This is a genomic window from Delftia sp. WSY_7, from assembly GCF_043104845.1.
Taxonomy (GTDB): domain Bacteria; phylum Pseudomonadota; class Gammaproteobacteria; order Burkholderiales; family Burkholderiaceae_C; genus Comamonas; species Comamonas tsuruhatensis.
This window is the reverse complement of the sequence record NZ_JBICLB010000051.1, coordinates 23,824-46,099: the sequence shown is the minus strand read 5'-3', so window position 1 is coordinate 46,099 and position 22,276 is coordinate 23,824. Positions and strand designations below refer to the sequence as shown.

General features: G+C 67.0%; 26 protein-coding genes and 1 pseudogene. 16 read left to right on the top strand and 11 right to left on the bottom strand.

The features are described from left to right. The first annotated feature begins 44 nt into the window (after nt 1-44). From ACF8ME_RS25440 to ACF8ME_RS25420, 5 genes are all read left to right on the top strand, one after another. Nucleotides 45-317, top strand: a complete 273-nt coding sequence (locus tag ACF8ME_RS25440) for a bacterioferritin-associated ferredoxin (RefSeq protein WP_016448321.1) — start codon at nt 45-47, stop codon at nt 315-317. A gap of 101 nt (nt 318-418) precedes the next feature. Further along, nucleotides 419-1,123, top strand: coding sequence for an energy transducer TonB (locus ACF8ME_RS25435; protein ID WP_016448322.1), 705 nt, complete (start codon nt 419-421; stop codon nt 1,121-1,123). A gap of 15 nt (nt 1,124-1,138) precedes the next feature. Then, nucleotides 1,139-1,861, top strand: a complete 723-nt coding sequence (locus tag ACF8ME_RS25430) for a MotA/TolQ/ExbB proton channel family protein (protein WP_016448323.1) — start codon at nt 1,139-1,141, stop codon at nt 1,859-1,861. 3 nt (nt 1,862-1,864) lie between these two features. Beyond that, on the top strand, nt 1,865-2,278 hold the full coding sequence (locus ACF8ME_RS25425) for a biopolymer transporter ExbD (RefSeq protein ID WP_016448324.1): 414 nt from the start codon (nt 1,865-1,867) through the stop codon (nt 2,276-2,278). 221 nt (nt 2,279-2,499) lie between these two features. Continuing rightward, nucleotides 2,500-2,721 carry a hemin uptake protein HemP gene (locus ACF8ME_RS25420; RefSeq protein ID WP_016448325.1) on the top strand — a complete coding sequence of 74 codons (222 nt, stop codon included), beginning with the start codon at nt 2,500-2,502 and terminating at the stop codon, nt 2,719-2,721. A gap of 266 nt (nt 2,722-2,987) precedes the next feature. On the opposite strand, the gene ACF8ME_RS25415 is transcribed toward ACF8ME_RS25420, so the two are convergent. Continuing rightward, nucleotides 2,988-3,395, bottom strand: a complete 408-nt coding sequence (locus ACF8ME_RS25415; protein WP_017405970.1) for a heme-binding protein — start codon at nt 3,393-3,395, stop codon at nt 2,988-2,990. A 190-nt stretch (nt 3,396-3,585) separates the two neighbouring features. On the opposite strand from ACF8ME_RS25415, the gene ACF8ME_RS25410 reads away from it, so the two are divergent. After that, nucleotides 3,586-4,278 (top strand): Bax inhibitor-1/YccA family protein, encoded by a 693-nt coding sequence (locus ACF8ME_RS25410; protein WP_012206426.1) that lies wholly within the window; start codon nt 3,586-3,588, stop codon nt 4,276-4,278. 68 nt (nt 4,279-4,346) lie between these two features. Continuing rightward, complete coding sequence (locus tag ACF8ME_RS25405; protein WP_392418812.1) at nt 4,347-4,775, top strand: hypothetical protein; 429 nt, start codon at nt 4,347-4,349, stop codon at nt 4,773-4,775. A gap of 88 nt (nt 4,776-4,863) precedes the next feature. Here ACF8ME_RS25405 and rlmD read toward each other — a convergent pair whose 3' ends face one another. Both rlmD and ACF8ME_RS25395 read right to left on the bottom strand, forming a co-directional pair. Further along, nucleotides 4,864-6,336, bottom strand: coding sequence for a 23S rRNA (uracil(1939)-C(5))-methyltransferase RlmD (gene rlmD, locus ACF8ME_RS25400; RefSeq protein ID WP_392418716.1), 1,473 nt, complete (start codon nt 6,334-6,336; stop codon nt 4,864-4,866). Nucleotides 6,337-6,412: 76 nt separating this feature from the next. Then, complete coding sequence (locus tag ACF8ME_RS25395) at nt 6,413-6,730, bottom strand: hypothetical protein (protein WP_017405967.1); 318 nt, start codon at nt 6,728-6,730, stop codon at nt 6,413-6,415. Between the two features lie 187 nt (nt 6,731-6,917). Between ACF8ME_RS25395 and ACF8ME_RS25390 the strand changes: the two genes are divergently transcribed. The 4 genes from ACF8ME_RS25390 to ACF8ME_RS25375 are packed head-to-tail and all read left to right on the top strand — an operon-like array spanning nt 6,918 to nt 9,253. After that, nucleotides 6,918-7,472: a GbsR/MarR family transcriptional regulator gene (locus ACF8ME_RS25390; protein ID WP_392418713.1), complete on the top strand. Its 555-nt coding sequence runs from the start codon at nt 6,918-6,920 to the stop codon at nt 7,470-7,472. Between the two features lie 38 nt (nt 7,473-7,510). After that, nucleotides 7,511-8,380 carry an NAD-dependent epimerase/dehydratase family protein gene (locus ACF8ME_RS25385; protein WP_199138133.1) on the top strand — a complete coding sequence of 290 codons (870 nt, stop codon included), beginning with the start codon at nt 7,511-7,513 and terminating at the stop codon, nt 8,378-8,380. After that, entirely contained in the window at nt 8,373-8,777 is a 405-nt protein-coding gene (locus ACF8ME_RS25380; RefSeq protein WP_392418710.1) for a DoxX-like family protein, read from the top strand. Before ACF8ME_RS25385 ends, ACF8ME_RS25380 begins: the two co-directional genes overlap by 8 nt. Beyond that, nucleotides 8,774-9,253: a DUF2269 domain-containing protein gene (locus ACF8ME_RS25375; protein WP_012206433.1), complete on the top strand. Its 480-nt coding sequence runs from the start codon at nt 8,774-8,776 to the stop codon at nt 9,251-9,253. Before ACF8ME_RS25380 ends, ACF8ME_RS25375 begins: the two co-directional genes overlap by 4 nt. A gap of 28 nt (nt 9,254-9,281) precedes the next feature. Here ACF8ME_RS25375 and ACF8ME_RS25370 read toward each other — a convergent pair whose 3' ends face one another. The 8 genes and pseudogenes from ACF8ME_RS25370 to ACF8ME_RS25335 all read right to left on the bottom strand — a co-directional run bounded on the left by ACF8ME_RS25370 (nt 9,282) and on the right by ACF8ME_RS25335 (nt 16,129). Beyond that, nucleotides 9,282-9,497 carry a molybdopterin-binding protein gene (locus ACF8ME_RS25370; RefSeq protein WP_012206434.1) on the bottom strand — a complete coding sequence of 72 codons (216 nt, stop codon included), beginning with the start codon at nt 9,495-9,497 and terminating at the stop codon, nt 9,282-9,284. A 54-nt stretch (nt 9,498-9,551) separates the two neighbouring features. Then, nucleotides 9,552-10,532 carry an ATP-binding cassette domain-containing protein gene (locus ACF8ME_RS25365; protein ID WP_047218081.1) on the bottom strand — a complete coding sequence of 327 codons (981 nt, stop codon included), beginning with the start codon at nt 10,530-10,532 and terminating at the stop codon, nt 9,552-9,554. A gap of 15 nt (nt 10,533-10,547) precedes the next feature. Then, nucleotides 10,548-11,399 carry an aliphatic sulfonate ABC transporter permease SsuC gene (ssuC, locus tag ACF8ME_RS25360; protein ID WP_034395338.1) on the bottom strand — a complete coding sequence of 284 codons (852 nt, stop codon included), beginning with the start codon at nt 11,397-11,399 and terminating at the stop codon, nt 10,548-10,550. Between the two features lie 11 nt (nt 11,400-11,410). Continuing rightward, on the bottom strand, nt 11,411-12,571 hold the full coding sequence (ssuD, locus tag ACF8ME_RS25355; protein WP_012206437.1) for an FMNH2-dependent alkanesulfonate monooxygenase: 1,161 nt from the start codon (nt 12,569-12,571) through the stop codon (nt 11,411-11,413). Between the two features lie 38 nt (nt 12,572-12,609). Beyond that, nucleotides 12,610-13,663 (bottom strand): annotated as a pseudogene (locus ACF8ME_RS25350) (aliphatic sulfonate ABC transporter substrate-binding protein). A 23-nt stretch (nt 13,664-13,686) separates the two neighbouring features. After that, nucleotides 13,687-14,688, bottom strand: coding sequence for a sulfonate ABC transporter substrate-binding protein (locus ACF8ME_RS25345; protein ID WP_392407846.1), 1,002 nt, complete (start codon nt 14,686-14,688; stop codon nt 13,687-13,689). Nucleotides 14,689-14,844: 156 nt separating this feature from the next. Next, the gene (locus ACF8ME_RS25340) at nt 14,845-15,024 is read right to left on the bottom strand and encodes a hypothetical protein (RefSeq protein WP_392407845.1); all 180 of its coding nucleotides are present in this window, start codon (nt 15,022-15,024) and stop codon (nt 14,845-14,847) included. 82 nt (nt 15,025-15,106) lie between these two features. Next, nucleotides 15,107-16,129: a sulfate ABC transporter substrate-binding protein gene (locus ACF8ME_RS25335; RefSeq protein WP_012206440.1), complete on the bottom strand. Its 1,023-nt coding sequence runs from the start codon at nt 16,127-16,129 to the stop codon at nt 15,107-15,109. A gap of 144 nt (nt 16,130-16,273) precedes the next feature. Here ACF8ME_RS25335 and ACF8ME_RS25330 point away from each other — a divergent pair, with 144 nt between their 5' ends. The 5 genes from ACF8ME_RS25330 (at nt 16,274) to ACF8ME_RS25310 (ending at nt 22,271) form a co-directional block, all read left to right on the top strand. After that, nucleotides 16,274-16,546, top strand: a complete 273-nt coding sequence (locus tag ACF8ME_RS25330; protein ID WP_012206441.1) for an oxidative damage protection protein — start codon at nt 16,274-16,276, stop codon at nt 16,544-16,546. 172 nt (nt 16,547-16,718) lie between these two features. After that, on the top strand, nt 16,719-17,387 hold the full coding sequence (locus ACF8ME_RS25325) for a trimeric intracellular cation channel family protein (RefSeq protein WP_012206442.1): 669 nt from the start codon (nt 16,719-16,721) through the stop codon (nt 17,385-17,387). 15 nt (nt 17,388-17,402) lie between these two features. Further along, nucleotides 17,403-19,343 carry an FAD-dependent 5-carboxymethylaminomethyl-2-thiouridine(34) oxidoreductase MnmC gene (mnmC, locus tag ACF8ME_RS25320; RefSeq protein ID WP_392418704.1) on the top strand — a complete coding sequence of 647 codons (1,941 nt, stop codon included), beginning with the start codon at nt 17,403-17,405 and terminating at the stop codon, nt 19,341-19,343. A gap of 189 nt (nt 19,344-19,532) precedes the next feature. Next, nucleotides 19,533-21,587, top strand: coding sequence for a TonB-dependent receptor plug domain-containing protein (locus tag ACF8ME_RS25315; protein WP_392418701.1), 2,055 nt, complete (start codon nt 19,533-19,535; stop codon nt 21,585-21,587). Between the two features lie 132 nt (nt 21,588-21,719). Beyond that, a complete protein-coding gene (locus ACF8ME_RS25310; protein ID WP_046985791.1) occupies nt 21,720-22,271 on the top strand; it encodes a DUF2478 domain-containing protein in 552 nt (183 codons plus the stop codon). Nucleotides 22,272-22,276 lie beyond the last annotated feature (5 nt).

The following is a 22,276-nucleotide window of genomic DNA, read 5'->3' as shown; positions in this document are numbered from 1 at the left end:
TAATTTTTCATCTCATCAATAGCCAGCCATTACTGCCTGTAGCCATGATCGTCTGTGTATGTCGCCGGGTTTCCGACCGTGAGATCGCACGCCACGCTCACGCTGGCATGAGCTTTGACGAAATCCAATTCGAATTGGGTATCGCCATGCAGTGCGGCCGGTGCGAGAGTTGTGCCCGGGATGTGGTGGCGCAATGCTGCGCAACCCAGCCCGTGGCGGCCATACACAACGAGATCGCGGCCCAGACCGTCCAGCTTGCCAACAATATCCTGGAGAGCAAAGCATGGTCCTCCTCTCAGCACTTGTCGGCAGCCTGATCCTCGTCGTTACATGCACCTGGTGGATCCTGCGCAGCTGATACTCCGTCTTCCGAGCGACAGCACCCGGCACCTATCCGCTGTCAGCTCCTTCTGTCTCTATGTCCCAGTCTGATCGTTTTGGCCCCCCCGGGGGCCTTGGCCGTAACGTGGCCATCGCGGGTTCGGTCGTGGTCTTGCATGCAGCAACCCTCTGGGCGATGCAGCATGGCCTGCTCCAGCGCGCCCCCGAAGAGGTCATCGTGCCAGCCCAGGTGATCGCGGAATTCATTTCGCCACCCGCGCCCGAGCCCGAGGCCCCCAAGCCACCTCCGCCGCCACCGCCCCCCCCCAAGCCACAGCCGGTCGTGAAGAAGGCGCCGCCTCTGCCCAAGGCCATTGCCGATCCCAAGCCGGCACCTGCGGCGCCGCGAGGCACGCTGGAAGACGAGCCCAAGCCCGTCGTGGAGGCACCGCCGGCCCCCCCGGCACCGCCCGCCCCACCTGCCCCGCCCGCGCCTCCTGCCCCTCCGGCACCGCCCAAGATCGAGCTGCCATCCAACAATGCCGCCTACCTGAACAACCCGGCGCCCAACTACCCTGCCATCAGCCGGCGCATGGGCGAGCAGGGAACCGTGATGCTGCGCATCTTCGTGGATGCGCAAGGCCTGCCTCAGAAGATCGAGGTCAGCAAATCCAGCGGCTACGACCGTCTGGACCAGCAGGCCGTGGACGGCGTCAAGAACTGGAAGTTCGTCCCCGGCAAGAGCAACGGCACGCCAACCCCCATGTGGGTTACGGTCCCGGTCAAATTCACCCTCAATTGATTCTCAGGAGTATCCATGGATTCCCAATTCGGCATTGCCCACGTCTGGACGCAGGGAGACTTCGTCACCCGTGCCGTCGCCGTCATCCTGCTGGCCATGTCGGTGGCCTCTTGGCTGGTGATGATCATCAAGGCCCTGGACATCGTGAAGTTCAAGAAGTACGCCCGCAACGCCCAGGACTTCTGGCACAGCCCCGACCTGGCCAGCGGCCTGGAAAAGCTCGGCAATGACCGGTCCAACCCCTTCCGCTACCTGGTGCTCGAAGGCCGCGAAGCCACTGCCCACCACCGCAAGACCAGCGCCCACCTGCACGACACGCTTGACATCAGCGACTGGGTGACCCGCTGCATGCGCAACGGCATCAGCGAGTTCACGGCCCGCCTGCAATCGGGCCTGGCCATTCTGGCCTCCGTGGGCTCTACAGCTCCCTTCATCGGCCTGTTCGGCACCGTCTGGGGCATCTACCACGCACTGGTCGCCATCGGCCTGTCGGGCCAGTCCTCCATCGACAAGGTGGCAGGCCCCATCGGCGAGGCGCTGATCATGACGGCCCTGGGTCTGGCCGTGGCCATTCCGGCCGTGCTCGGCTACAACGCCGTGGTGCGTGGCAACAAGTCCATCCTCAACGCACTCAACAGCTTTGCCCACGACATGCACGCCTACTTCGTGACCGGCGCCCGTGTGTCCATCGACGGCAAGGAAGCCGGCAATGTGCTGCCGCTGAAGAAAGGCGCGTAAGCCATGGCATTCGGAACAATGGATGATGACGGCGAAGAGGTGATGAACGAGATCAACATGACGCCGCTGGTCGACGTCATGCTGGTGCTTCTGATCATCTTCATCATCACCGTGCCGGTGATGAAGCATTCGGTGAACGTGGACCTGCCCCGCGCCACCAACCAGCCCGAAGACGTCAAGCCCGCCACCGTGCGCCTGGCCGTGTCCGCTGATGGCCAGTACCACTGGAATGGCGTGGCCGTGAGCGATACGCAGTTCGAGGAAAACCTCAAGGCCGAGGCAGCCAAGGAGCCGCAACCCGACCTGCACATCCAGGGCGACAAGGAAGTGCGCTACGAGCGTGTTGCCCAGGCCATGGCCGCCGCCCAGCGTGCCGGCGTGCGCAAGATCGGCTTTGTGACGGACCCCGTCAAGTAGGCCGCGAGAGCGGCATTCGTTGCCTGGCGCTCAGCGACAACGGCCCTTCGGGGCCGTTTTCCATTGCGGCCCGCTCTTGGAACAAGCTCGCGAGGTGATCAGGCGTTCGGTCGTTCGGTCGTTCGGGGGGCAGAAACCACAATGAGAGTAAGTCTCACTTGATTTTCAATTGAGAATTGTTATCATTCACAAAACTTTCCAATTTTTGAGGAATTCCCTGCATGTCTGCCACTTCCGCCGCCACCTCGCATCTGTCCGGCAACTCCACAGCCCAGGCCTTTGCAGCGCTGCAGGCCGCAGCATCCGCAGCCCTCAGCGGGGCCGCCAGCGGACTCGACAGCACCTTGCTGCTCAATGGGCAAAAGGCTGTGACCATCGTGCACAACGGCACACCCTATCGTCTGCAGGCCACCAAGCTGGGCAAGCTCATCCTGACCAAATAACCAAGATTGCAGCCGTCGGCGGGTCATGTTCGGGTCCGCTGACCGCTTCTTTGTTTCATCGTGGGGCGACCTTGGGGCTTCCAGTCCCAAAGGTCGATTAGCCAGCCAACGGAATCTTCGGATTCTGCGTAGCCAAGCATTTTTTCCCTGCGCTGCAATGTGGATCGCTTCAAAGAAAAAGCCCCTGTACCTCAGTACAGGGGCTTTTTCTTTGCCTCATGAATCGGCCCGAAAGGCAGATTCATGCAGGGTGCATCAGGGGCTTTTTACAGACCCAGAGCCGCAATGCCGGCGCTGGCCACCTGGGCATCCTCGTTGGCCTTGACGCCGCTGACGCCCACGGCACCCAGGCACTGGCCGTCCTTCATGATGGCCACGCCGCCTTCGAGCAGGCCGTCCACCGTGGGGGCGCTCAGGAAGGCCGTACGGCCGTTGTTGATCATGTCTTCATAGCCCTTGGTGTCGCGGCGGCCCAGGGCAGCCGAACGGGCCTTGGACGGAGCGATATGGGCCGAGACTGCGGCGGCGCCATCGAGGCGCTGCAGCCACAGCAGGTGACCGCCGTCATCGACGATGGCAATGGTCACGGCCCACTTGTTCTTCAGCGCCTCGGCCTCTGCGGCGGCGGCAATGGCCTTCACGTCGGCCAGTTCGAGTTCATGCTTGGTCTTCATAAGATTGCAGTTATCCATTCCATCACAAATGTCCTATAAGCATAGCAATCGTATGAGGACTGACAATGCATGCGCAGAACAAAACATTCGAAACCAAACCATGGCAGCGGCTCGGGGTATTGCAAGCGGCGCGCGAGCCGCCACCTAGAATGGGCAAGTCGCAACAACACTCCTTCGGAGGACTGGCCACATGAATGATCAAGTCACCACACTGGGCTCTGCGGGCTACGGTGTCTCGCAGCAAGAGCGCAATCGCGTATTGCGCAACACCTACTGGCTGCTGGCCCTGAGTCTTCTCCCCACCGTGCTGGGCGCTTGGCTGGGCGTGGCCACGGGCATCACGCGCTCGCTGAGCGGCGGTCTGGGGCTCATCGTCTTCCTGGGCGGCGCCTTCGGCTTCATGTTCGCCATCGAGAAGACAAAGCACTCGGCAGCCGGCATTCCCGTGCTGCTGGGCTTTACCTTCTTCATGGGCCTGATGCTGTCGCGCATGATCGGCATGATCCTGGGCTTCAAGAACGGCTCCGAGCTGATCATGACCGCCTTTGCAGGCACGGCCGGCGTGTTCCTGGTCATGGCCTCGCTGGCCACGGTGATCAAGCGCGACCTGTCGGGCATGGGCAAGTTCCTGTTCGTGGGCGTGCTGGTGCTGTTCGTGGGCTCCATCATCAACGTCTTCATCGGCTCCACGGCCGGCATGATGGCGATCTCGGTGGCGGCCATCGGCATCTTCAGCGCCTACATGCTCTATGACCTCAAGCAGATCATGGACGGCGGCGAGACCAACTACATCAGCGCCACGCTGGCCCTGTACCTGGACCTGTTCAACGTGTTCCAGAGCCTGCTGGCCCTGCTGGGCATCATGGGCGGCGAACGCGACTGATGCCGCACGCGCCAAGGCTGCGCCTTGCGTGCTGCAACACCAAAGGCCTCCTTCGGGAGGCCTTTTGCATGTCCGGGATCATCATTCGTGCAAGGCGGGCTCAACTTTTTCCGGGTCGTGCCGATAATCTCGTCAAGATGACCATGCCTAATCTTCCCCGCACCTTCGCCATCCTGCTGCTGCCCACGCTGCTTGCCGGCTGCAAGCTGGATGATATTCCGGGCCTGGGGCCGGACCCCCGCGCCGTCGCCAAGGAGGCCGAGGCCAAGGCCATTGGCGGGGCCTGCCGCCATGCCCTGCGCGGGCTGGAAGATTGCTACACGCTCAACCCCAAATCGCCCAAGGCCCTGGTGTTCGCAGGCTGGAAGGATATGGACGAGTACATGCGCGCCAACAAGATCGAGGGCACGCCTTCGGTCCTGGGCCAGAGTGACCGCCGCCGCAGCGACAAGGAAGATGTGCCTGCCGAGCCTTCGCCAGGACGCAATCGCAGCTGATCCGGCAGGCATCCGGATCCGGCCGCAAAAAAGCCGTGGCGCCCTCAGGCGGCCACGGCTTTTTCATGCAGGGCCTGAGGGGCCGCCGTCAGTCCACGCGACGCTCGAACACCGCCATGCTCTCCACATGGGCCGTGTGCGGGAACATGTTGACCACGCCGGCCGAAACACAGCGATAGCCGGCCAGGTGCACCAGCAGACCGGCATCGCGCGCCAGCGTGGCGGGATTGCAGCTGACATAGACGATGCGCTCTGGAAAGCTCCAGGCCTCGTGCCCTGCCGGCAGGGGCTCGGCACCTTCGGCGCCGATGCGCGCCTGGTGGATGTCGGCCAGGGCCTTGGACAGCGCAAACGCTCCTTCGCGCGGCGGATCGACCAGCCACTTGCCGGCGACGCCGTCGGCGAACAGCATCTCGGGCGTCATCTCGAACAGGTTGCGCGCCACAAAGCGCGTGGGCGCGAGCTTGTCGCCCTCTGCGCGCTGTGCGTTGTTGGCCGCGTAGTTTTCATGGGAACGCTTGACCAGGGTGTCGCTGCCCTCGATGCCCAGCACCTCGCGCGCCTGCGTGGCCAGGGGCAGGGTGAAGTTGCCCAGACCGCAGAACCAGTCGATCACGCGCTCATCCTTCTTGACATCCAGCAGTCGCAGCGCGCGCGTGACCAGCACGCGGTTGATGTGCGGATTGACCTGGGTGAAGTCCGTGGGCTTGAACGGCATGGTGATGCCGAAATCGGGCAGGCCGTAGTCGAGTTGGGCGCCTCCCTGCTCCATGAGGTGCACGGTGTCCGGGCCCTTGGGTTGAAGCCACCACTGCACGTTGTGCTCGGCCGCGAAAGCGCGGAGCCGGGCCTGATCGTCCTCGGACAGCGGCTCCAGGTGGCGCAGCACCAGGGCCGTGACGGAGTCGCCGCAGGCGACCTCGATCTGCGGGCAGGTTTCGCGCGCATCCATGGAGGCGATCAGCGCGCGCATGGGCAGCAGCATGGCATCCACATGGGGCGGCAGGATCTTGCAGGTCTCCATGTCGGCGATGTAGCGACTCTTGCGCTCGTGAAAGCCCACCAGCACCTTGCCCTTCTTGGCCACGTAGCGCACCGACAGGCGCGAGCGGAAGCGGTAGCCCCAGGACGGACCTTCGATGGGGCGCAGCAGCGTCTCGGGCCTGACCTTGGCCAGATGCCAGAGGTTGTCCTCCAGCACGCGCTGCTTGATGGCCACCTGGGCAGCGACGTGCAGATGCTGCATCTTGCAGCCGCCGCAGGCGCCGGCATGCAAGCCGAAGTTGGGGCAGCCGGGGCGCACGCGCTGGGAGGATTCGCGGTGGATGGCCGTCAGGCTGGCGGCTTCCCAGTTGTTTTTCTTGCGATGGGTGTTGGCGCTGACCAGCTCGGTCGGCAGGGCGCCGTCGATGAATACCACCTTGCCATCGCTCTTGCGGGCCACGCCCTGGGCGTCCATATCCATGGACAGCACCTGCAGCCAGCCTTCGGGCAGTGCAGGGGCGTCGGCGTCGGCTTCGGGCAGGTTGTCGGGGATCTTGTTGTCGCGGGGTTCACTCATGGGGCCAGATTGTCTCAGGCTCTCCGATTGCCCTGGTGGCGCCCCCCCAAAAAAGCCCCGAACTCGCTTTTGCCCCTCAGGAGCGCGGCGTGCTGCTGCGGCCCAGGTCCCGCTGGCGCTCCTGGCGTGCACGCGCCAGCTGTTCGCGCTCGGCCAGCAGATTGACTTCAGTGAGGCAGTTGAACTCGTCCAGCGTGAACACCATGGTGGCGCCGCGCTCGATCTTGTCCACGGTCTGGTGCAGCGGCAAGGTCAGGTCCACCGGCGGGCGGTTGGAGCGGTAGATCAGCTCCTGCTCGGGCGTGTAGACGGAATAGCAGGCGGCAGACGCAGCCTGCGCCAGCGCGCAGGCGGCCAGCACGGTGATGGCACGCAGGTTTTGCACAGCAGTCATGGTGTTCCCCTCAAAACGACGGCCCGCCTGTGTATGTACTGGGTGGCAGGCCAGGCTGCCCAGCATTATGGAGCAGCACATGCCGCGCCCCGCCAGGTGCAGCCTCCGCGCTGCAGCCGGTCTGGATTTTTCAGCTTTCACAAATTTCTCTCTTGACAGAAATTTCAGGCCTGCAGACACTGAAGCCATGCAACTGAGTCCCATCGCACACCGTTTCATCCACCATTGGGGCGACATGGGCAGCTCCTGGGGAGTGAACCGCACGGTCGCCCAGATCCACGCCCTGCTGTTCTTCCATGGCCTCCCGCTCAACGCGGAAGAGATTGCCGACACGCTGGGCGCCGCTCGCTCCAACGTGAGCAACAGCCTCAAGGAACTGCAAGGCTGGGAGCTGATCCGCACCAGCCGCAGGCCCGGCGACCGCCGCGACTATTTCGAGACCTCGTCCGATGTCTGGGAGCTGCTGCGCACCATCGTGCGAGAGCGCAAGCAGCGCGAATTCGACCCAACCTCGGAGATGCTGCGCGAACTGATCGCCGAGCCCGGTTTCGATGCCGAATCCCCCGACACCCAGGACCGCGTGCACGAGACGCTGCGCCTCATGGAGTCACTGAGCATCTGGACCGACGAGATGCTGCGCCTGTCGCCCTCCACGCTGGACAAGCTGCTGCGCCTGGGCGCCAGCGTGCAGCGCTTCGTGCGCTCCGAGGCCGCTGACACCCGCGTCAAGCGCGGACGCTGAGCCTGAAATTTCCGTCACAAGAGAAACTGGAGGTCACCATGCGCATTCTGGTCTGCGGCGGCAACGGCTTCATCGGCCGCCATATCGTCAACCTGCTGGCCCTGGCCGGCCATGATCCCGTGGCGCGCAGCCGCCATTCCCTGCCTGCGCTCGACTACGCCAAGGCCACCACGCCCGAGGCCTGGCTGCCGCACCTGGCGGGCGTGGATGCCGTGGTCAATGCCGTGGGCGTGCTGCGCGACAGCGCCTCCCGGCCCATCGATGCCATGCACGCCCAGGCCCCCATCGCCCTGTTCGATGCCTGCGCGGCGGCCGGCGTGCGGCGCGTGGTGCAGATCTCTGCCCTGGGCATAGAAGGCAGTGCCACGCGCTACGCCACCACCAAGCGCACCGCTGACGAGCATCTGCTGGCACTCACGGCAGCCGGCCATCTGCAGGGCTGCGTGGTCCGCCCCAGCGTTGTGTTCGGCGCTGGCGGCGCCAGCAGCGAGATGTTCCTGTCCATGGCGCGCCTGCCAGCGCTGCTGCTGCCGCGCCCCGTGCTGCAGGCCCGCGTGCAGCCGGTGGCCGTGCGCGACCTGGCCGAGGCCGTGGCCGGCCTGGTGACGAGCCCCGAGCCCGTGGGCATGATCGAGATCGGCGGCCCCCTGCCCTTGCCGCTGGCCGCACTGATTGCCAGCCTGCGCGCGCAGATGGGCCGCGCCCCCGCCCGCGTGGGCACGCTGCCCGGCTGGCTCACCCGCGCCAGCGCACGCGCTGGCGACTGGGTCAGCGCCTCCCCCTGGTGCAGCGAGACACTGGCCATGCTGGCCAGCGACAACGTCACCGATCCGGCCGGATTGCAAGCCCTGCTGGGCCGGCCCGGCATTGCTCCCGCCCAGTTGCTGGCCACGCTGCGCCATGGGTGAACACCGCCTGCGCCAGGTGCCCCCTTCACAGCGCGCCATGCACCTCAGCCTGATCGCCGTCTGGCTGGGCACGGCCCTGGTCAGCGCCATCGAGCACCGGGGCCTGAGCGTGCAGGTGCTGGCCGATGCCGGCATCCACGATGCGCGCTGGCAGACATTCCTGGTCTGGAGCGGCCTGCTCGCCGACCTGGCCGTGGGCATGGCGCTGTGGCTGCGGCCGGGCCGGGAGAGCTATCTGGCGGCTTTGTTGCTGATGGCCGCCATGACCGTGCTGGCCACGGTGCTGCAGCCCACGCTGTGGCTGCATCCGCTGGGGCCGCTGCTCAAGAACCTGCCGATCGCAGCCATGCTGCTGCACCTGATGTCGGCGCCCGTCACGTCCAAGGAGTCCGCATGAATCTCTACCTGTTGCTCAAGACGCTGCATATCGCGTCCAGCGTGCTGCTGGTCGGCACCGGCCTGGGCTCGGCCTTCTACATGTTCTTCGCCAACCGCAGCGGCAGCGTCGCTGCGCAGGCCGTGGTCAGCCGCCTGGTGGTGCGTGCGGACTGGTGGTTCACCACGCCCTGCGTGGTCATACAGCCTGTGAGCGGCATTGCCCTGGCCCATATGGCGGGCTGGCCGTTGACCACGCCGTGGCTGGCACTGTCGCTGGGCCTGTACCTGCTGGCCGGCGCCTGCTGGCTGCCCGTGGTCTGGCTGCAGGTGCGCATGGCCGCCATGGCGCGCGGCGCGCACGCAGCGCAGGCCGCCCTGCCCGCGCTGTATGCCGTCTATGCCCGGCGCTGGGAGGCGCTGGGCTACCCGGCCTTCATCGCCATGGCCGTGACCTACTACCTCATGGTCAACAAGCCGATGCTCTGGGGCGGTTGAGCATCGGCAGTGCCTCCAGTGCCTGGCCTCAGAGCTTGGCAATGGACACTTCGGTGGACTTGACCAGGGCCACCACGTCGGAGCCCACGACCAGGCCCAGCTCGTCCACCGAGCGCGTGGTGATCACCGAGGTGACCACGCCCCAGGGCGTTTGCACATCGACTTCGGAGACAACGTCACCACGGATGATTTCGCGCACCTGGCCCTTGAACTGGTTGCGCACGTTGATGGCTTGAATGGACATGTTTTTCTCCTGGGGATCAAAAGGAATCAGAGGAAGGTTGGGGAAAACGAAAAGTCAGACCGCCCAGCGCAGGCCATGGGCCGGCACGCCGGGCCAGGCCGTGGTGTCGGTCAGCGGGTTGGAGTCGGGCTCGGCGGCGGGCTTTTGCAGCACGCGGTCGAGAATGCGTTGCTCGATGGCCGCCAGCGCCACGCTGCCGTGCACGCGCGGCCGCGGCAGGGCAATGCGTTCGTCCAGCGCGATGCGGCCGTCCTCGATCAGCACCACGCGGTCGGCCAGGGCCACGGCCTCCTGCACGTCATGCGTGACCAGCAGGGCCGTGAAGCCGTGGCGCTGCCACAGGCCTTCGATCAGGCGGTGCATCTCTATGCGGGTGAGCGCATCGAGCGCGCCCAGCGGCTCGTCCAGCAGCAGCAATTGCGGGCGGTGCACCAGGGCACGCGCCAGGGCCACGCGCTGGCGCTGGCCGCCGGACAGGCGCGCCGGCCATTCGCCCTCGCGGTCGGCCAGGCCGACCTGGGCCAGCACTTCGCGGCCACGCTCCTGGGCCGAGGCGGGCAGGCCCAGCGTCACATTGGCCAGCACGCGCCGCCAGGGCAGCAGGCGCGCGTCCTGGAACATGATGCGCGTGCCACCCTGCGCGCCCTGCACGGCGCGGGCGGGCTCGCCGTCCAGCAGCAGGGTGCCGGCCGTGGCCTGCTCCAGGCCTGCGACCAGGCGCAGCAAGGTGCTCTTGCCGCAGCCGCTGCGGCCCACGATAGCGACGAATTCGCCAGGCTCCACCTGCAGCTGCACTTCGTGCAGCACCTCGCGCTGACCGTAGCGCTTGGTCAGCCCGCCGGCCTGCAGGCGCACGCCACGGCGCGGTGCGGATTGGGGGGATGCGGACTGCGGTGCATCGTCGTTCTGGGCCAGGCGGTCGCTGACGTCCAGGCCATCGGCGTCGAACGAGGCCTCCCAGGCCATCGCCGGCGCGGTGGTGTTCAGCTCCACGGCCTGTGCCAGCGTGGTCTTCATGCGGTTCCATCGGCTCATGTCGTGCTCCTTGTGTCACTTGGGCTGGTAGCCCGGATGCCAGCGCAGCCACCAGTGCTCCAGCGCACGCGCAAACCAGTCGGCCAGCTTGCCCAGCAGGGCGTATAGCAGGATGCCGACCAGCACCACGTCGGTCTGCAGGAACTCGCGGGCGTTCATGGTCAGGTAGCCGATGCCCGACTGCGCCGAGATGGTCTCGGCCACGATCAGGATCACCCACATCAGGCCCAGCGAAAAACGCAGGCCGACGAGGATGGAGGACAGCGCGCCCGGCAGGATGACCTCGCGGTACAGCTGCCAGCGCGTGAGGCCGTAGCTGCGCCCCATCTCGATCAGCGCGGGGTCCACATTGCGTATGCCGTGGAAGGTGTTCAGGTAGATGGGAAAGAACACCGACACGCTGATCAGGAACAGCTTGGCGCTCTCGTCGATGCCGAACCACAGGATGACCAACGGAATCAGCGCCAGCGCGGGAATGTTGCGCACCATCTGGATGGTGGAGTCCAGCAGCGTCTCCGCCCAGCGCAGCGAGCCCGTTAGCAGGCCCAGCGCCAGCCCCAGCCCGCCGCCGATGGCCAGGCCACCCAGCGCGCGGCCCGCGCTCACCTGCACATGCTTGAGCAGCTCTCCCGACTCGGCCAGCGCCTGCGCGGCGCGCAGCACATCCAGCGGAGCGGGCAGCACCCGCGTGGACAGCCAGCCCCACGCCGAGGCGGCCTGCCAGACGGCGATCAGCGCCAGCGGCACCAGCCAGGGCACCAGGCGGCGGCCCACGCCGGCCGCAAAGCGCAGCAGCGGCGACCAGGAATCGCCGGCCGGGGGGGCCGAGGAGGCCGGCAGCGCAGTAACGGTACGTGCATCGGACATGCGTGACTCCCTCAGCTTTGCGACGCGCGCGGCGAGTACAGGTTGGCAACGGTCTCGCCCAGGGGCCCGCCCACGCCGCCAGCCAGCCTGTCGCGCACGGACAGCGGCAGCAGCGGGAAGACCAGTTCGGCAAAGCGGTAGGCCTCTTCCAGGTGCGGATAGCCGGACAGCACGAAGGTGTCTATGCCCAGGTCCGCGTACTCCTTGATGCGGTCGGCCACGGTCTGTGCATCGCCCACCAGGGCCGTGCCCGCGCCGCCGCGCACCAGGCCCACGCCGGCCCAGAGGTTGGGGCTGATCTCCAGCTCGGCGCGCGTGCGGCGGCTGCCGCCGGCATGCAGGGCGGCCATGCGGCGCTGACCTTCCGAGTCCATGCGCGCGAAGGCGGCCTGGGCCTGGACCACGGTCTCGTCCTTGAGGCGGCTGATCAGGCGATCGGCATCGGCCCAGGCCTCGTCCTCGGTCTCGCGCACGATGACGTGCAGGCGGATGCCGAACTTCACGCTGCGGCCATGGCGCGCCGCCTTCTCGCGCACATCGGCAATCTTTTTGGCCACCTCGGCCGGGGGCTCGCCCCAGGTCAGGTAGGCATCGACCTGCTCGGCGGCCAGGTCGTGCGCGGCCTCGGACGAGCCGCCGAAGTACACGGGCGGATACGGCTTTTGCAGCGGCGGGAACAGCAGCTTGGCGCCCTTGACCGAGAGGTGTTCACCTTCGTAGTCGAGCGTGCCGCCCTCATGGCTGCGCTCAAGGATCTCGCGCCAGATGCGGATGAACTCGGCCGATTGCTCGTAGCGCTGCGCATGGTCGAGGAAGACGCCGTCGCCCTCCAGCTCGGCACGGTCGCCGCCCGTGACCAGGTTGATCAGCAGCCGCCCGCCCGACAGGCGGTCGAACGAGGCCGCCATGCGCGCCGCCAGGCTGGGCTGGTGCAGGCCGGGACGCACGGCGACCAGGAACTTCAGGCGCCTGGTGACCGGAATCAGGCTGGAGGCGACGACCCAGGGGTCCTCGCAGGAGCGGCCCGTGGGAATCAGCACGCCCTCGTAGCCCAGGCTGTCGGCCGCGATGGCGACCTGCTTGACATAGTCGTGGCTGAGCGGGCGGGCGCCCTCGGCCGTGCCGAGGTAGCGGCTGTCGCCGTGGGTGGGAATGAACCAGAAAACCTGCATGCGCTGCTCCAGTCAGGGGACGGAATCGAGGAAGGGAATCAAAGGGCGGAAGAAGGCCGTGCCGCCGCAGGCTCGGCCAGCCGCGCGTACTCGGCCGCCGAGGGCCGCCAGACGATGTCGGCCACCTGCACCTGGCGCGGAATCAGGCCCAGCCGAAAAAACGCATCGGCCACGCGCTGCTGGTCCACCACGGTCTGCGCAGCCAGCAGGCCCACGGGGGAGCTGGGCCGGCGCGCAATGAAGCGGCTGACCACCGCCGCATCCAGGCCGCTGAAGCCGGCCACCAGGGCCACGGCCTCCTGGCGTGCGCTCTGGGCCAGGCGATCGGCGCGCGTGAGCTCGTCGAACAGCGCGCGCAGCACCTGCGGATGGCGCTCCACCAGTCCGCGCGCGGCCAGGTAGAACGAGGCGTTGCCCGACAGGCCTTCGCCATTGGCCAGCACGCGCGGGCGAATCGCCAGCTCGGTGGCCGCGTAGAACGGGTCCCAGATGGCCCAGGCGTCCACGCTCTTGCGCTCGAAGGCGGCGCGCATCGGCCGGGGCCAGGTAGACGGGCTGGATCTCGTTCCAGGCCAGGCCCGCCTTGTCCAGCGCGCGCACCAGCAGGTAATGGGCGCTGGAGCCTTTTTGCAGCGCCACGCGCCGGCCCTTGAGGTCGGCCAGGGCGCGCAGCGGCGAGTCCGACGGCACGAGGATGGCCGAGCTCTCGGGCTTGGGCGGCTCGGCGCCCACGTACAGCAGGTCGCGGCCCGCGGCCTGGGCAAAGACCGGGGGTGAATCGCCGGTCAGGCCGAAATCCAGGCTGCCGGCGGCCAGGGCCTCCAGCAGCTGGGGGCCGGCCGGAAACTCCAGCCAGCTGACCTTGGTGCCCGCAAAGCGCTTTTCCAGCACGCCTTGCTGCTTGAGGATGACCAGGTTGACGGCCGACTTCTGGTAGCCGATGCGCAACTGCTCGGGCCCGGCCACGGCGGCCGGCGTCTCGGCGCGTGCGTACTGGCCGGCCAGGCTCCAGCTGAAGGCGGTGGTGCCCAGCAGTTGCAGGGCCTGGCGGCGCACGCGGTCCAGGCGGGGCTTCTTGGAATTGGCATTCATGGTGCGGACTCCTTGCAGTGGGCTCAGGGACGCGACGCGATCAGGTCCACCGGCGCGGCATGCAGCAGGTTGAGCTTGCGGGGGATGAGCTTGAGTTCGAAGAAGGTGTCGGCGATCTGCTGCTGCTCGGCCAGGATCTCGCGCGTCACGGACGAGGTGCCGAAGCGGGCACGGCTCAGGTACAGCTCGGTGATGGACTTGTCCAGGCCCAGGATGCTGGACAGCTCGGCGGCAGCGGCCGTCTGGTTCTTCGAGGCCCAGCGGTCAATCCCATCGACCTCTTCGATGGCAATGCGCAGCACATCGGCATTGCGCGTGGCGAAATCGCGCGAGGTGAAGTAGTAGGCGCGGTTGTTGACCACGCCCGTGGCATCGGCCAGCAGGCGGGCGTCCAGCGTCTTTTGCGCGGCAGCCAGGAAGGGGTCCCAGATCAGCCAGGCATCGACGGAGCCGCGCTCGAAGGCGGCACGCGCATCGGCCGGCGCCAGGAAGACGGACTGCACATCGCCGTACTTCAGGCCGTGCTTTTCCAGCAGCTTGACCAGGAAGTACTGCACGTTCGAGCCCTTGTTGTAGGCCACGCGCTTGCCCTTGAGGTCCTGCACGCTGCGGATGGGCGAGTCCTTGGGCACGATCACCGCCTCCAGCCCGGGGCGCGGCACGGTGGCGCCCGCATAGACCAGGGGTGCCCCTGCGGCCTGCGCAAAGATGGGCGGGGCCTCGCCCACATCGCCGAAGTCGATGGAGCCCACGTTCAGCGCCTCCAGCTGCACGGGGCCGGCGTTGAACTCGATCCAGCGCACGGATACGCCCAGCGGCGCCAGCCGCTTTTCCAGCGTGCCCCGGCTCTTCAGGATGGACAGCCAGCCCTTTTGGTGGCCCACGCGCAGCACGCGGTCACCCGCCTTGTCCTGGGCCAGGGCCGGGCCGCCCACCGTGGCGACTGCTGCGGCAAGGCCCGCGCCCAGCAGTTGGCGTCGGCGCCAGTTGGCTGTGTGTCGGGGTAAAGAATCAAACGAGACCATGACGGACATCCTTGGAAGAGTGGTGCGTGGTGCGTGGCGCAGACAAAGCGCTGCCCATGCATGCGCGCGGCATGCAGCCAAAAAACAAAAAAGGGAATGCGGAGCAAGGGGCGGCCGCCTGCAGGGCCAGGCCTGCAGGCGCACCGCACGGAGTCGTCAGGTGCTACATCGCCGGCTGGCGAAGGCCACGGTCTCGAAGCGAAGAAAAGAGCTGGATGCCACCACGCCTGCCTTGCCTGCCTTGCCTGCCACTCCTGCCTTGTGCATCCGCACGCCTGCCTGCGCCGTGCGGCGCGCGGCCGGCAAAGAGTGGCGGGAGGTCAGGAAGATGGACATGGCGGATCGTGGGAGGTTGGCAGGTGTCTGGGAAAGCGGGTGAATTCAGTGGGTGGGCGCCGGCCGGGCCGGCGCGCCGCACTCACTTCTTGGTGTAGATCTGGTCGAAGCTGCCGCCGTCGGCAAAGTGATCCTTGTCGGCCTTGGCCCAGCCGCCGAAGGCCTGGTCAATGGTGACCAGCTCCAGCTTGGGGAACTTGTCCGCGAACTCGGCCTTGACCTTGGCATCCGTGGGACGGTAGTAGTTGCGGCCGGCGATGCGCTGGCCTTCCTCGGAGTACAGGTACTTCAGGTACTCCTCGGCCACGGCGCGCGTGCCCTTCTTGTCCACGACCTTGTCGACCACGGCCACCGAAGGCTCGGCCAGGATGGACAGCGAAGGCACGACGATCTGGAATTTGTCGGGACCGAACTCCTTGAGTGCCAGGAAGGCCTCGTTCTCCCAGGCCAGCAGCACATCGCCCACGCCGCGCTGCACGAAGGTGATGGTGGCGCCGCGCGCGCCCGTGTCCAGCACGGGCACGTTCTTGAACAGCTTGCCGATGAAGTCCTTGGCCTGTGCGTCGCCGCCGTACTTGCGCTTGGCGAATTCCCAGGCGGCCAGGTAGTTCCAGCGCGCACCGCCGCTGGTCTTGGGGTTGGGCGTGATCACCTGCACGCCGGGCTTGACCAGGTCGTCCCAGTCCTTGAGGTTCTTGGGATTGCCCTTCTTCACCAGGAAGACGATGGTGGAGCTGTAGGGCGCCGAGTTGTGCGGCAGGCGCTTTTGCCAGTCGGCCTTGAGCAGGTTGCCGTTCTTGACCAGGGCGTCGATGTCGCCGGCCAGCGCCAGCGTGGCCACGTCGGCGTCGATGCCGTCGATGATCGAACGCGCCTGCTTGCCCGAGCCGCCATGCGACTGCTTGACGCTCACGTCCTGGCCGCTCTTGGCCTTCCAGTGCTTGGCGAAGGCCTGGTTGTATTCCACGTACAGCTCGCGCGTCGGATCGTAGGAGACATTGAGCAGTTGCACCGACTGGGCCAACGCCGGCAGAGCCGACAGGGTCAAGCCCGCGATCAGGCCGGCGGCGACAGGAAACTTGATAAAGTGGCGGCGAATTTTCATTGGAGTGTCGGTAGAGAGTGGAGACGACGGTCTGGTGCCGTGGAAAGCATTCTCAAAGCCAACTCTTAAAACTCAAACCAATAAGATTTCAGTTTGTTATTCCCAAAACATCTGAATCTCTGCAAGACAAGGACTCAATTCCCCATGGCACGTACCGTTCACTGCATCAAGCTTGGCGTTGACGCTGAAGGCCTGGATTTCCCGCCCTACCCCGGCGAGCTGGGCAAGCGCATTTTTGAAGGCGTGAGCAAGCAGGCCTGGGCCGACTGGCTCAAGCACCAGACGATGCTGGTCAACGAAAACCGCCTGAACCTGGCCGACGCACGCGCCCGCCAGTACCTGGCCCGCCAGATGGAAAACCACTTCTTCGGCGGCGGCGCCGATGCGGCGGCCGGCTACGTGCCTCCTACGGCCTGAGCCGCTTCGTGCCCTTTCACCGCCCCCGTCGCACCGCGCCGGGGGCGGTTTCATTTGCGGTGCCGCAAACGGCCGCCGCCCAGAGACCGCCTACAATGCCCGCCTTCTTGCGCTGGACGGCGCAGTGGCCGCACACCCTGCGGCGCGGGCCGGTCTTCATCCGAGGTTTTCCGTGCTTCCATCCGTCTCCCTGCTGGAATCGTTCCAGGCATCGCAGTTCACCGTCATGCTGGTGATCTACCTCGTGGCCATCACGGCCGAAGCCATGTCGGGCGCGCTGGCGGCGGGCCGGCGCAACATGGACATCTTCGGCGTGGCCGTGATCGCCTTCGTCACCGCGCTGGGCGGCGGCACCATCCGCGACATGGTGCTGGGCCACTACCCCATCGGCTGGACGCAGCACCCTGAATATGTCTACCTGGTCATCTCGGCCGGGCTGCTGACCATCGTCGTGGCGCGCCACATGCACCATCTCAAGCAGGTCTTTCTGCTGCTGGACGCCATGGGGCTGATCGCCTTCTCGCTGATCGGCTGCAACGTGGCGCTGGAGCTGGGCTACCCGCCCGTGGTGGTGGTGATGTCGGGCATGTTGACCGGCATCAGCGGCGGCATTCTGCGCGACGTGCTTTGCAACCAGGTGCCGGTCGTCTTCCGGCGCGAGCTGTATGCCAGCGTGTCGCTGGCCGTGTGCCTGCTGTTCCTGGGGCTGCGCACGCTGGAAGTGGGCTCCAACCTCAGCACCGTCGTCTGCTTTGCCGGCGGACTCACGCTGCGCCTGGCCGCCATCCGCTTCAAGTGGCGGCTGCCCGTGTTCTCCTACCAGCAGCGCTGGGAGGAGTAGTTCTGCCCCTTGCCCATGTCCGAACCCATTGACTGGCTGCCCGATGGCACGCCCTACAGCCCGCGCTTCGGCGACCGCTACCACAGCGAACTCGGCGGCCTGGACCAGGCCCGTCATGTCTTTCTGGGCGGCTGCGGCCTGCCGGCGGCCTGGGCCGATGCGCCGCAATGGCGCATCCTGGAGACCGGTTTCGGGTTCGGGCTGAATTTCCTCGTGGCCTGGGAAGCCTGGAAGGCCGATCCCCGGCGCCCGAGGCTGCTGCATTTCGTCTCGGCCGAAGCCTTTCCCGTCAGCGCCGACGCCATGCGCCAGGCCATGCCGCGCAAGCCAGGATTGCGCCTGCTGGCCGAGGAGCTGGCCGCCCGGTTCCAGGGCCTGCTGCCCGGCGTGCACCGCCTCGCCTTCGAGCAGGGCCGCGTGCTGCTGACGCTGTACATCGGCGATGCCCAGGCCATGCTGCGGCGCCAGCAGATCACGGCCGACAGCATCTACCTGGACGGCTTCACGCCGGAACTCAACCCCGAGCTCTGGAGCGCCGATACCCTGCGCGCGCTGGCGCGCCATTGCCGGCGCGGCACGCAGCTGTCCACCTGGTGCGTGGCGCGCACGGTGCGCGATGGCCTGGCACAGCACGGCTTTCAGGTGCGCAAGGTCGATGGCGTCCCACCCAAGCGCCACAACCTGCATGCCGTCTTCGACCCGGCCTGGCAACCGCGCGGGCCGCGCGGGCCGGGAGCACAGCCGCAGGAACCCATCACCCCACGGCGCTGCATGGTGCTGGGTGCAGGCATCGCCGGTGCGGCCGCCGCCGCCAGCCTGTCGCGCCGTGGCTGGCAGGTCACCGTGCTGGATGCTGCCGAGGCGCCTGCAGCGGGCGCCTCCGCCCTGCCCGCGGGCCTGTTCTGCCCCCATGTCTCTCCCGATGACAGCCTGCTGTCCCGCCTGAGCCGCGACGGCGCACGCCTGACCCTGGCGCAGCTGCAAATGCTCTCCGGCCAGGGCCTGCTGCAACCGGGCACGGACTGGTGCGATACCGGCGTGCTGGAGCACGGCGTGGAAGCCGCCCCGCGGCTGCCGCGCGACTGGCAATCCCCCGGCCCGGGCGACCACTGGAGCCGGCCCGCAAGCGCCGATCAACTCTCGGCGGCCGGCCTGCCCGCCGACGCCCCTGCCTGCTGGCATGCGCAAGCTGGCTGGGTACGCCCGGCACGGCTGGTGCAGGCGCAACTGGCGCTGCCGGGCGTGCGCTGGCAGGGCCGCGCCTGCGTGGCGCGTCTTGCACGCACCGACACAGCCGGTGGCGCGCCCGTCTGGCAGGCCCTGGATGCACAGGGCAATCTGCTGGCCGAGGCTGAACTGGTCGTTCTTGCACTGGGCCCCGCAACGAATGCGCTGCTGGAGCACAGCCTGGGCGCCCAGGCCGCCTGGCCGCTGCAGTCCATACGCGGCCAGGTCAGCTGGGATGTGCACACCCCGGCCAGCGCGCAGGCCATGCCGCCCTTTCCCGTCAACGGCCATGGCAACCTGGTGCCTGCCATGCCGCTGCCCGGCGATGCAGCCGGGCCAGGCTGGGTCATGGGATCGACCTTCGAGCGCGACCAGACCGCGCTGCCGCCCAGCCCCGGAGACCAGGCCGCCGCCCATGCAGCCAATGGCGCCAAGCTGGCGCAGCTGCTGCCACGTGCCTACCAGGGCCTGCAAGGCTTCTTCGACGCGCCACCGCGCGCCACCTGGGGCGCCGTGCGCGTGGCCTCGCCAGACCGGCTGCCCGTGGTCGGACCGGTGTCCGATCAGGCTCCCGGCCTGTGGGCGCTGACGGCCATGGGCTCGCGCGGGCTCACCCTGTCGCTGCTGTGCGGCGAGCTGCTGGCAGCACGCCTGCACGACGAACCGCTGCCCCTGGATGCCAGGCTGGCGGCTGCCCTGGCCAGCGAGCGCCTGGGCCGCAGGCGCTGAGCCGTTGTACCGCCCGGCCGCTGGACGGCCGGGCATTCACACAACGGCCTGAAAGAAAGCCCGAGTCTTCCCGCAGACGGTTTTTTGTCACTCGTTATATTTGTTAGTGCATATCGCTAGAATCCGGAACCTGTTTTCAAAAGGAAACAACCAGCCGCTCCGCGTCCACTCACACAACCACCGAAAATCGTGCCCCTCCAGCCCCGCTACAGCGCCCCAGCCTCCTCCCCTGCCTTCCGCCTGCAGTCCACGCTGGCCCACGCCCTGCTGCTTGCGGGCCTGGCCGCCAGCACCCAGGCACAAGCCCAATCGGTCACGTCCGCAGCACAGGCTTCGCAGACCTTCCAGCTGGGCACGGTCGATGTGCACGGTGCGCGTGATGAAGCAGAGTCCATATCCGGCGATGAACAGCGACTGGGCGCCGCCGAGATGCGCCAGCGCAATGCCGACACCGTGGCCGACGCCGTGCGCCTGCTGCCGGGCGCCACGCTGTCGCGCAACAATCGCAACGAGGAAATGATCTACCTGCGCGGCTTCGATCCGCGCCAGGTGCCGGTCTTCGTGGACGGCGTGCCCCTGTACGTGCCCTATGACGGCTATGTGGACTTCGGCCGCTTCACCACGTTCGACCTGTCCGAGATCCGCGTGGCCAAGGCTGGCGCCTCGCTGATGTATGGCCCCAATACGCTGGGCGGCGCCATCAACCTGGTCACGCGCAAGCCCGTCAAATCGTTCGAGGGCGATGCGCGCATCGGCGCAGGCGCAGGCGGCGAACGCAAGGCCGCCGTGAACCTGGGCGGCAACCTGGGCACCTGGTACTACCAGCTTGGCGCCTCCTACCTGGACGCGGACAGTTTTCCGTTGCCCCAGGGCTTCAAGGACTTCAAGAAGCAGCCCACCGACACGGGCAACTACCGCGACAACGCCTACCGCACGGACAAGCGGCTGTCGTTCAAGCTGGGCCTCACGCCCAATGCCACGGACGAATACGCGCTGGGCTATGTGCGCCAGGAAGGCAAGAAGGGCAACCCCGTGTATACCGGCAGCGCCACGGGCAAGAACGTCATCCGCTACTGGCGCTGGCCCTACTGGGACAAGGACAGCGTGTACTTTCTGAGCACCACGCGCATCAATGCCGACAACCTGCTCAAGACACGCATCTACCACGACACCTACCAAAACGGCCTGGACATGTACACGGACGCGAGCTACTCGCGCCATGACCCCACCAGCAGCTACAAGGACGTGAGCCAGGGCGCCAGCGTCGAGTGGGCCAACTACAGCTTCAAGGGCCATGCGCTGCGCCTGGGCGCGCACTACAAGATCGACGAGCACACCGATGCCGCCTCGGCCAAGGACCCCAGCAAGCACTACCGCGACGTGACGCGCTCGCTGGTGATCGAGGACACGATCTCCCTGGCCGAGCGCTGGAGCCTGAACCTGGCGCTCAGCCACGACCAGCGCGATGCGCGCGAGGTCTATCAGTGGCCCACGGGCTCCGCCAGCGCGACCAATGGCGTGGCCAAGCTCGGCTATGCGCTGGGCGGCGGCAGCGAGGCGTATTTCATCGCCTCGCACAAGACGCGCTTTCCCACCATCAAGGACCGCTACTCGGCACGCATGGGCACGGCCCTGGCCAACCCCGACCTGCAGCCCGAGACGGCCAACCACCTGGAGCTGGGCGTCAGCGGCTCGCCCTGGCAGGGCGGCCAGGGCCAGGCCGCGCTGTTCTACAGCCGCGTGCGCAACCAGATCCAGACCGTGGTCGTGGCCTCTGCCGAATGCGGCGGCACCACCTGCAACCAGGCGCAGAACGTGGGGCGCACGCGCAACATCGGCATGGAGCTGTCCCTGGCCCAGCAACTGTCGGCGCAATGGGGCGTGAACGCCGGCTACACCTACCTGAACCGCCGCAACACCAGCGACTCCAGCATCACGCTGACCCACACGCCGCGCCACCGCCTGCTGGCCGGCGTTCAGTGGCGTCCGCTGGCGCAGTGGGAATTCAATGCCGAGGTCGAGACCGAGAAGGGCCGCTACGTGCCGCTGTCGGGCAGCGGCCAACTGCAGACGCTCAAGCTGCCCGGCTACGGCATTGCCAACCTGCGTGCACGCTACAAGCCGCGCAGCGACATCACCGTGGACTTTGGCGTGGCCAATATCGGCGACAAGTGGTACCAGTTCGATGACGGCCTGCCCATGCCGGGCCGCAGCTGGTATGTCAACCTGGGCTATCGCTTCTGAGGAGCGGACCTGGCGCGAAGCGCCCGCCCACGTCTGCCTGCGCTCCGGGTCCAGCCAAGCTGCCCATGGTCAACGACACCGGGGTCGGGCAGGAGTACAACAGCCCCGTTGATACGCATCAACCTGCATGCCATGAACACGCCCTTCACCACCCTGCCCCTGGCCGCCCTGGTCCATCCCGACGACGAGCATGCAATGGAGCTGCTGCTCGAACGCGTGGCGCGCCGCCTGCAAGGCGCGGGCTGGCGCGTGGGCGGGCTGGTGCATCGCCAGGACCGCTATGCCAACGGCAACAAGCGCATGCAGCTGTTCGACCTGCGCAGTGACCGCCAATTCGAGCTATCCCAGGACCTGGGCTGCGCCTCGCGCGCCTGCAGCCTCAACCCCCAGGCCCTGGCCCAGGCCAGCGCCGTGCTGCGCCAGGCGCTGGACGATGGCGTGGATCTGGTGGTGATCAACCGCTTCGGCATCGTCGAGGCCTCGGGGCAAGGCTTTGCCGCCGAATTCGCGGCCTTTGTCGAGGCCGGCACGCCTGTGCTCACGGCCGTCGCGGCCCGCCATCTTGAAGACTGGCGCAGGTACACCGGCAGCCTGCATGCCGAGCTGGCAGCCGATGAGGTGCAGATCGAGCAATGGTGCCAGGCACAGCTTGAGCGCCGTGGCTGCGCCAGCCCCATCCCCTGACTTTC

Coding starts and splice junctions, on each gene's coding strand:
- ACF8ME_RS25440 (WP_016448321.1), top strand. CDS start 45: ATGATCGTCTGTGTATGTCGCCGGGTTTCCGACCGTGAGATCGCACGC.
- ACF8ME_RS25435 (WP_016448322.1), top strand. CDS start 419: ATGTCCCAGTCTGATCGTTTTGGCCCCCCCGGGGGCCTTGGCCGTAAC.
- ACF8ME_RS25430 (WP_016448323.1), top strand. CDS start 1,139: ATGGATTCCCAATTCGGCATTGCCCACGTCTGGACGCAGGGAGACTTC.
- ACF8ME_RS25425 (WP_016448324.1), top strand. CDS start 1,865: ATGGCATTCGGAACAATGGATGATGACGGCGAAGAGGTGATGAACGAG.
- ACF8ME_RS25420 (WP_016448325.1), top strand. CDS start 2,500: ATGTCTGCCACTTCCGCCGCCACCTCGCATCTGTCCGGCAACTCCACA.
- ACF8ME_RS25415 (WP_017405970.1), bottom strand. CDS start 3,395: ATGAAGACCAAGCATGAACTCGAACTGGCCGACGTGAAGGCCATTGCC.
- ACF8ME_RS25410 (WP_012206426.1), top strand. CDS start 3,586: ATGAATGATCAAGTCACCACACTGGGCTCTGCGGGCTACGGTGTCTCG.
- ACF8ME_RS25405 (WP_392418812.1), top strand. CDS start 4,347: ATGTCCGGGATCATCATTCGTGCAAGGCGGGCTCAACTTTTTCCGGGT.
- rlmD (WP_392418716.1), bottom strand. CDS start 6,336: ATGAGTGAACCCCGCGACAACAAGATCCCCGACAACCTGCCCGAAGCC.
- ACF8ME_RS25395 (WP_017405967.1), bottom strand. CDS start 6,730: ATGACTGCTGTGCAAAACCTGCGTGCCATCACCGTGCTGGCCGCCTGC.
- ACF8ME_RS25390 (WP_392418713.1), top strand. CDS start 6,918: ATGCAACTGAGTCCCATCGCACACCGTTTCATCCACCATTGGGGCGAC.
- ACF8ME_RS25385 (WP_199138133.1), top strand. CDS start 7,511: ATGCGCATTCTGGTCTGCGGCGGCAACGGCTTCATCGGCCGCCATATC.
- ACF8ME_RS25380 (WP_392418710.1), top strand. CDS start 8,373: ATGGGTGAACACCGCCTGCGCCAGGTGCCCCCTTCACAGCGCGCCATG.
- ACF8ME_RS25375 (WP_012206433.1), top strand. CDS start 8,774: ATGAATCTCTACCTGTTGCTCAAGACGCTGCATATCGCGTCCAGCGTG.
- ACF8ME_RS25370 (WP_012206434.1), bottom strand. CDS start 9,497: ATGTCCATTCAAGCCATCAACGTGCGCAACCAGTTCAAGGGCCAGGTG.
- ACF8ME_RS25365 (WP_047218081.1), bottom strand. CDS start 10,532: ATGAGCCGATGGAACCGCATGAAGACCACGCTGGCACAGGCCGTGGAG.
- ssuC (WP_034395338.1), bottom strand. CDS start 11,399: ATGTCCGATGCACGTACCGTTACTGCGCTGCCGGCCTCCTCGGCCCCC.
- ssuD (WP_012206437.1), bottom strand. CDS start 12,571: ATGCAGGTTTTCTGGTTCATTCCCACCCACGGCGACAGCCGCTACCTC.
- ACF8ME_RS25345 (WP_392407846.1), bottom strand. CDS start 14,688: ATGGTCTCGTTTGATTCTTTACCCCGACACACAGCCAACTGGCGCCGA.
- ACF8ME_RS25340 (WP_392407845.1), bottom strand. CDS start 15,024: ATGTCCATCTTCCTGACCTCCCGCCACTCTTTGCCGGCCGCGCGCCGC.
- ACF8ME_RS25335 (WP_012206440.1), bottom strand. CDS start 16,129: ATGAAAATTCGCCGCCACTTTATCAAGTTTCCTGTCGCCGCCGGCCTG.
- ACF8ME_RS25330 (WP_012206441.1), top strand. CDS start 16,274: ATGGCACGTACCGTTCACTGCATCAAGCTTGGCGTTGACGCTGAAGGC.
- mnmC (WP_392418704.1), top strand. CDS start 17,403: ATGTCCGAACCCATTGACTGGCTGCCCGATGGCACGCCCTACAGCCCG.
- ACF8ME_RS25310 (WP_046985791.1), top strand. CDS start 21,720: ATGAACACGCCCTTCACCACCCTGCCCCTGGCCGCCCTGGTCCATCCC.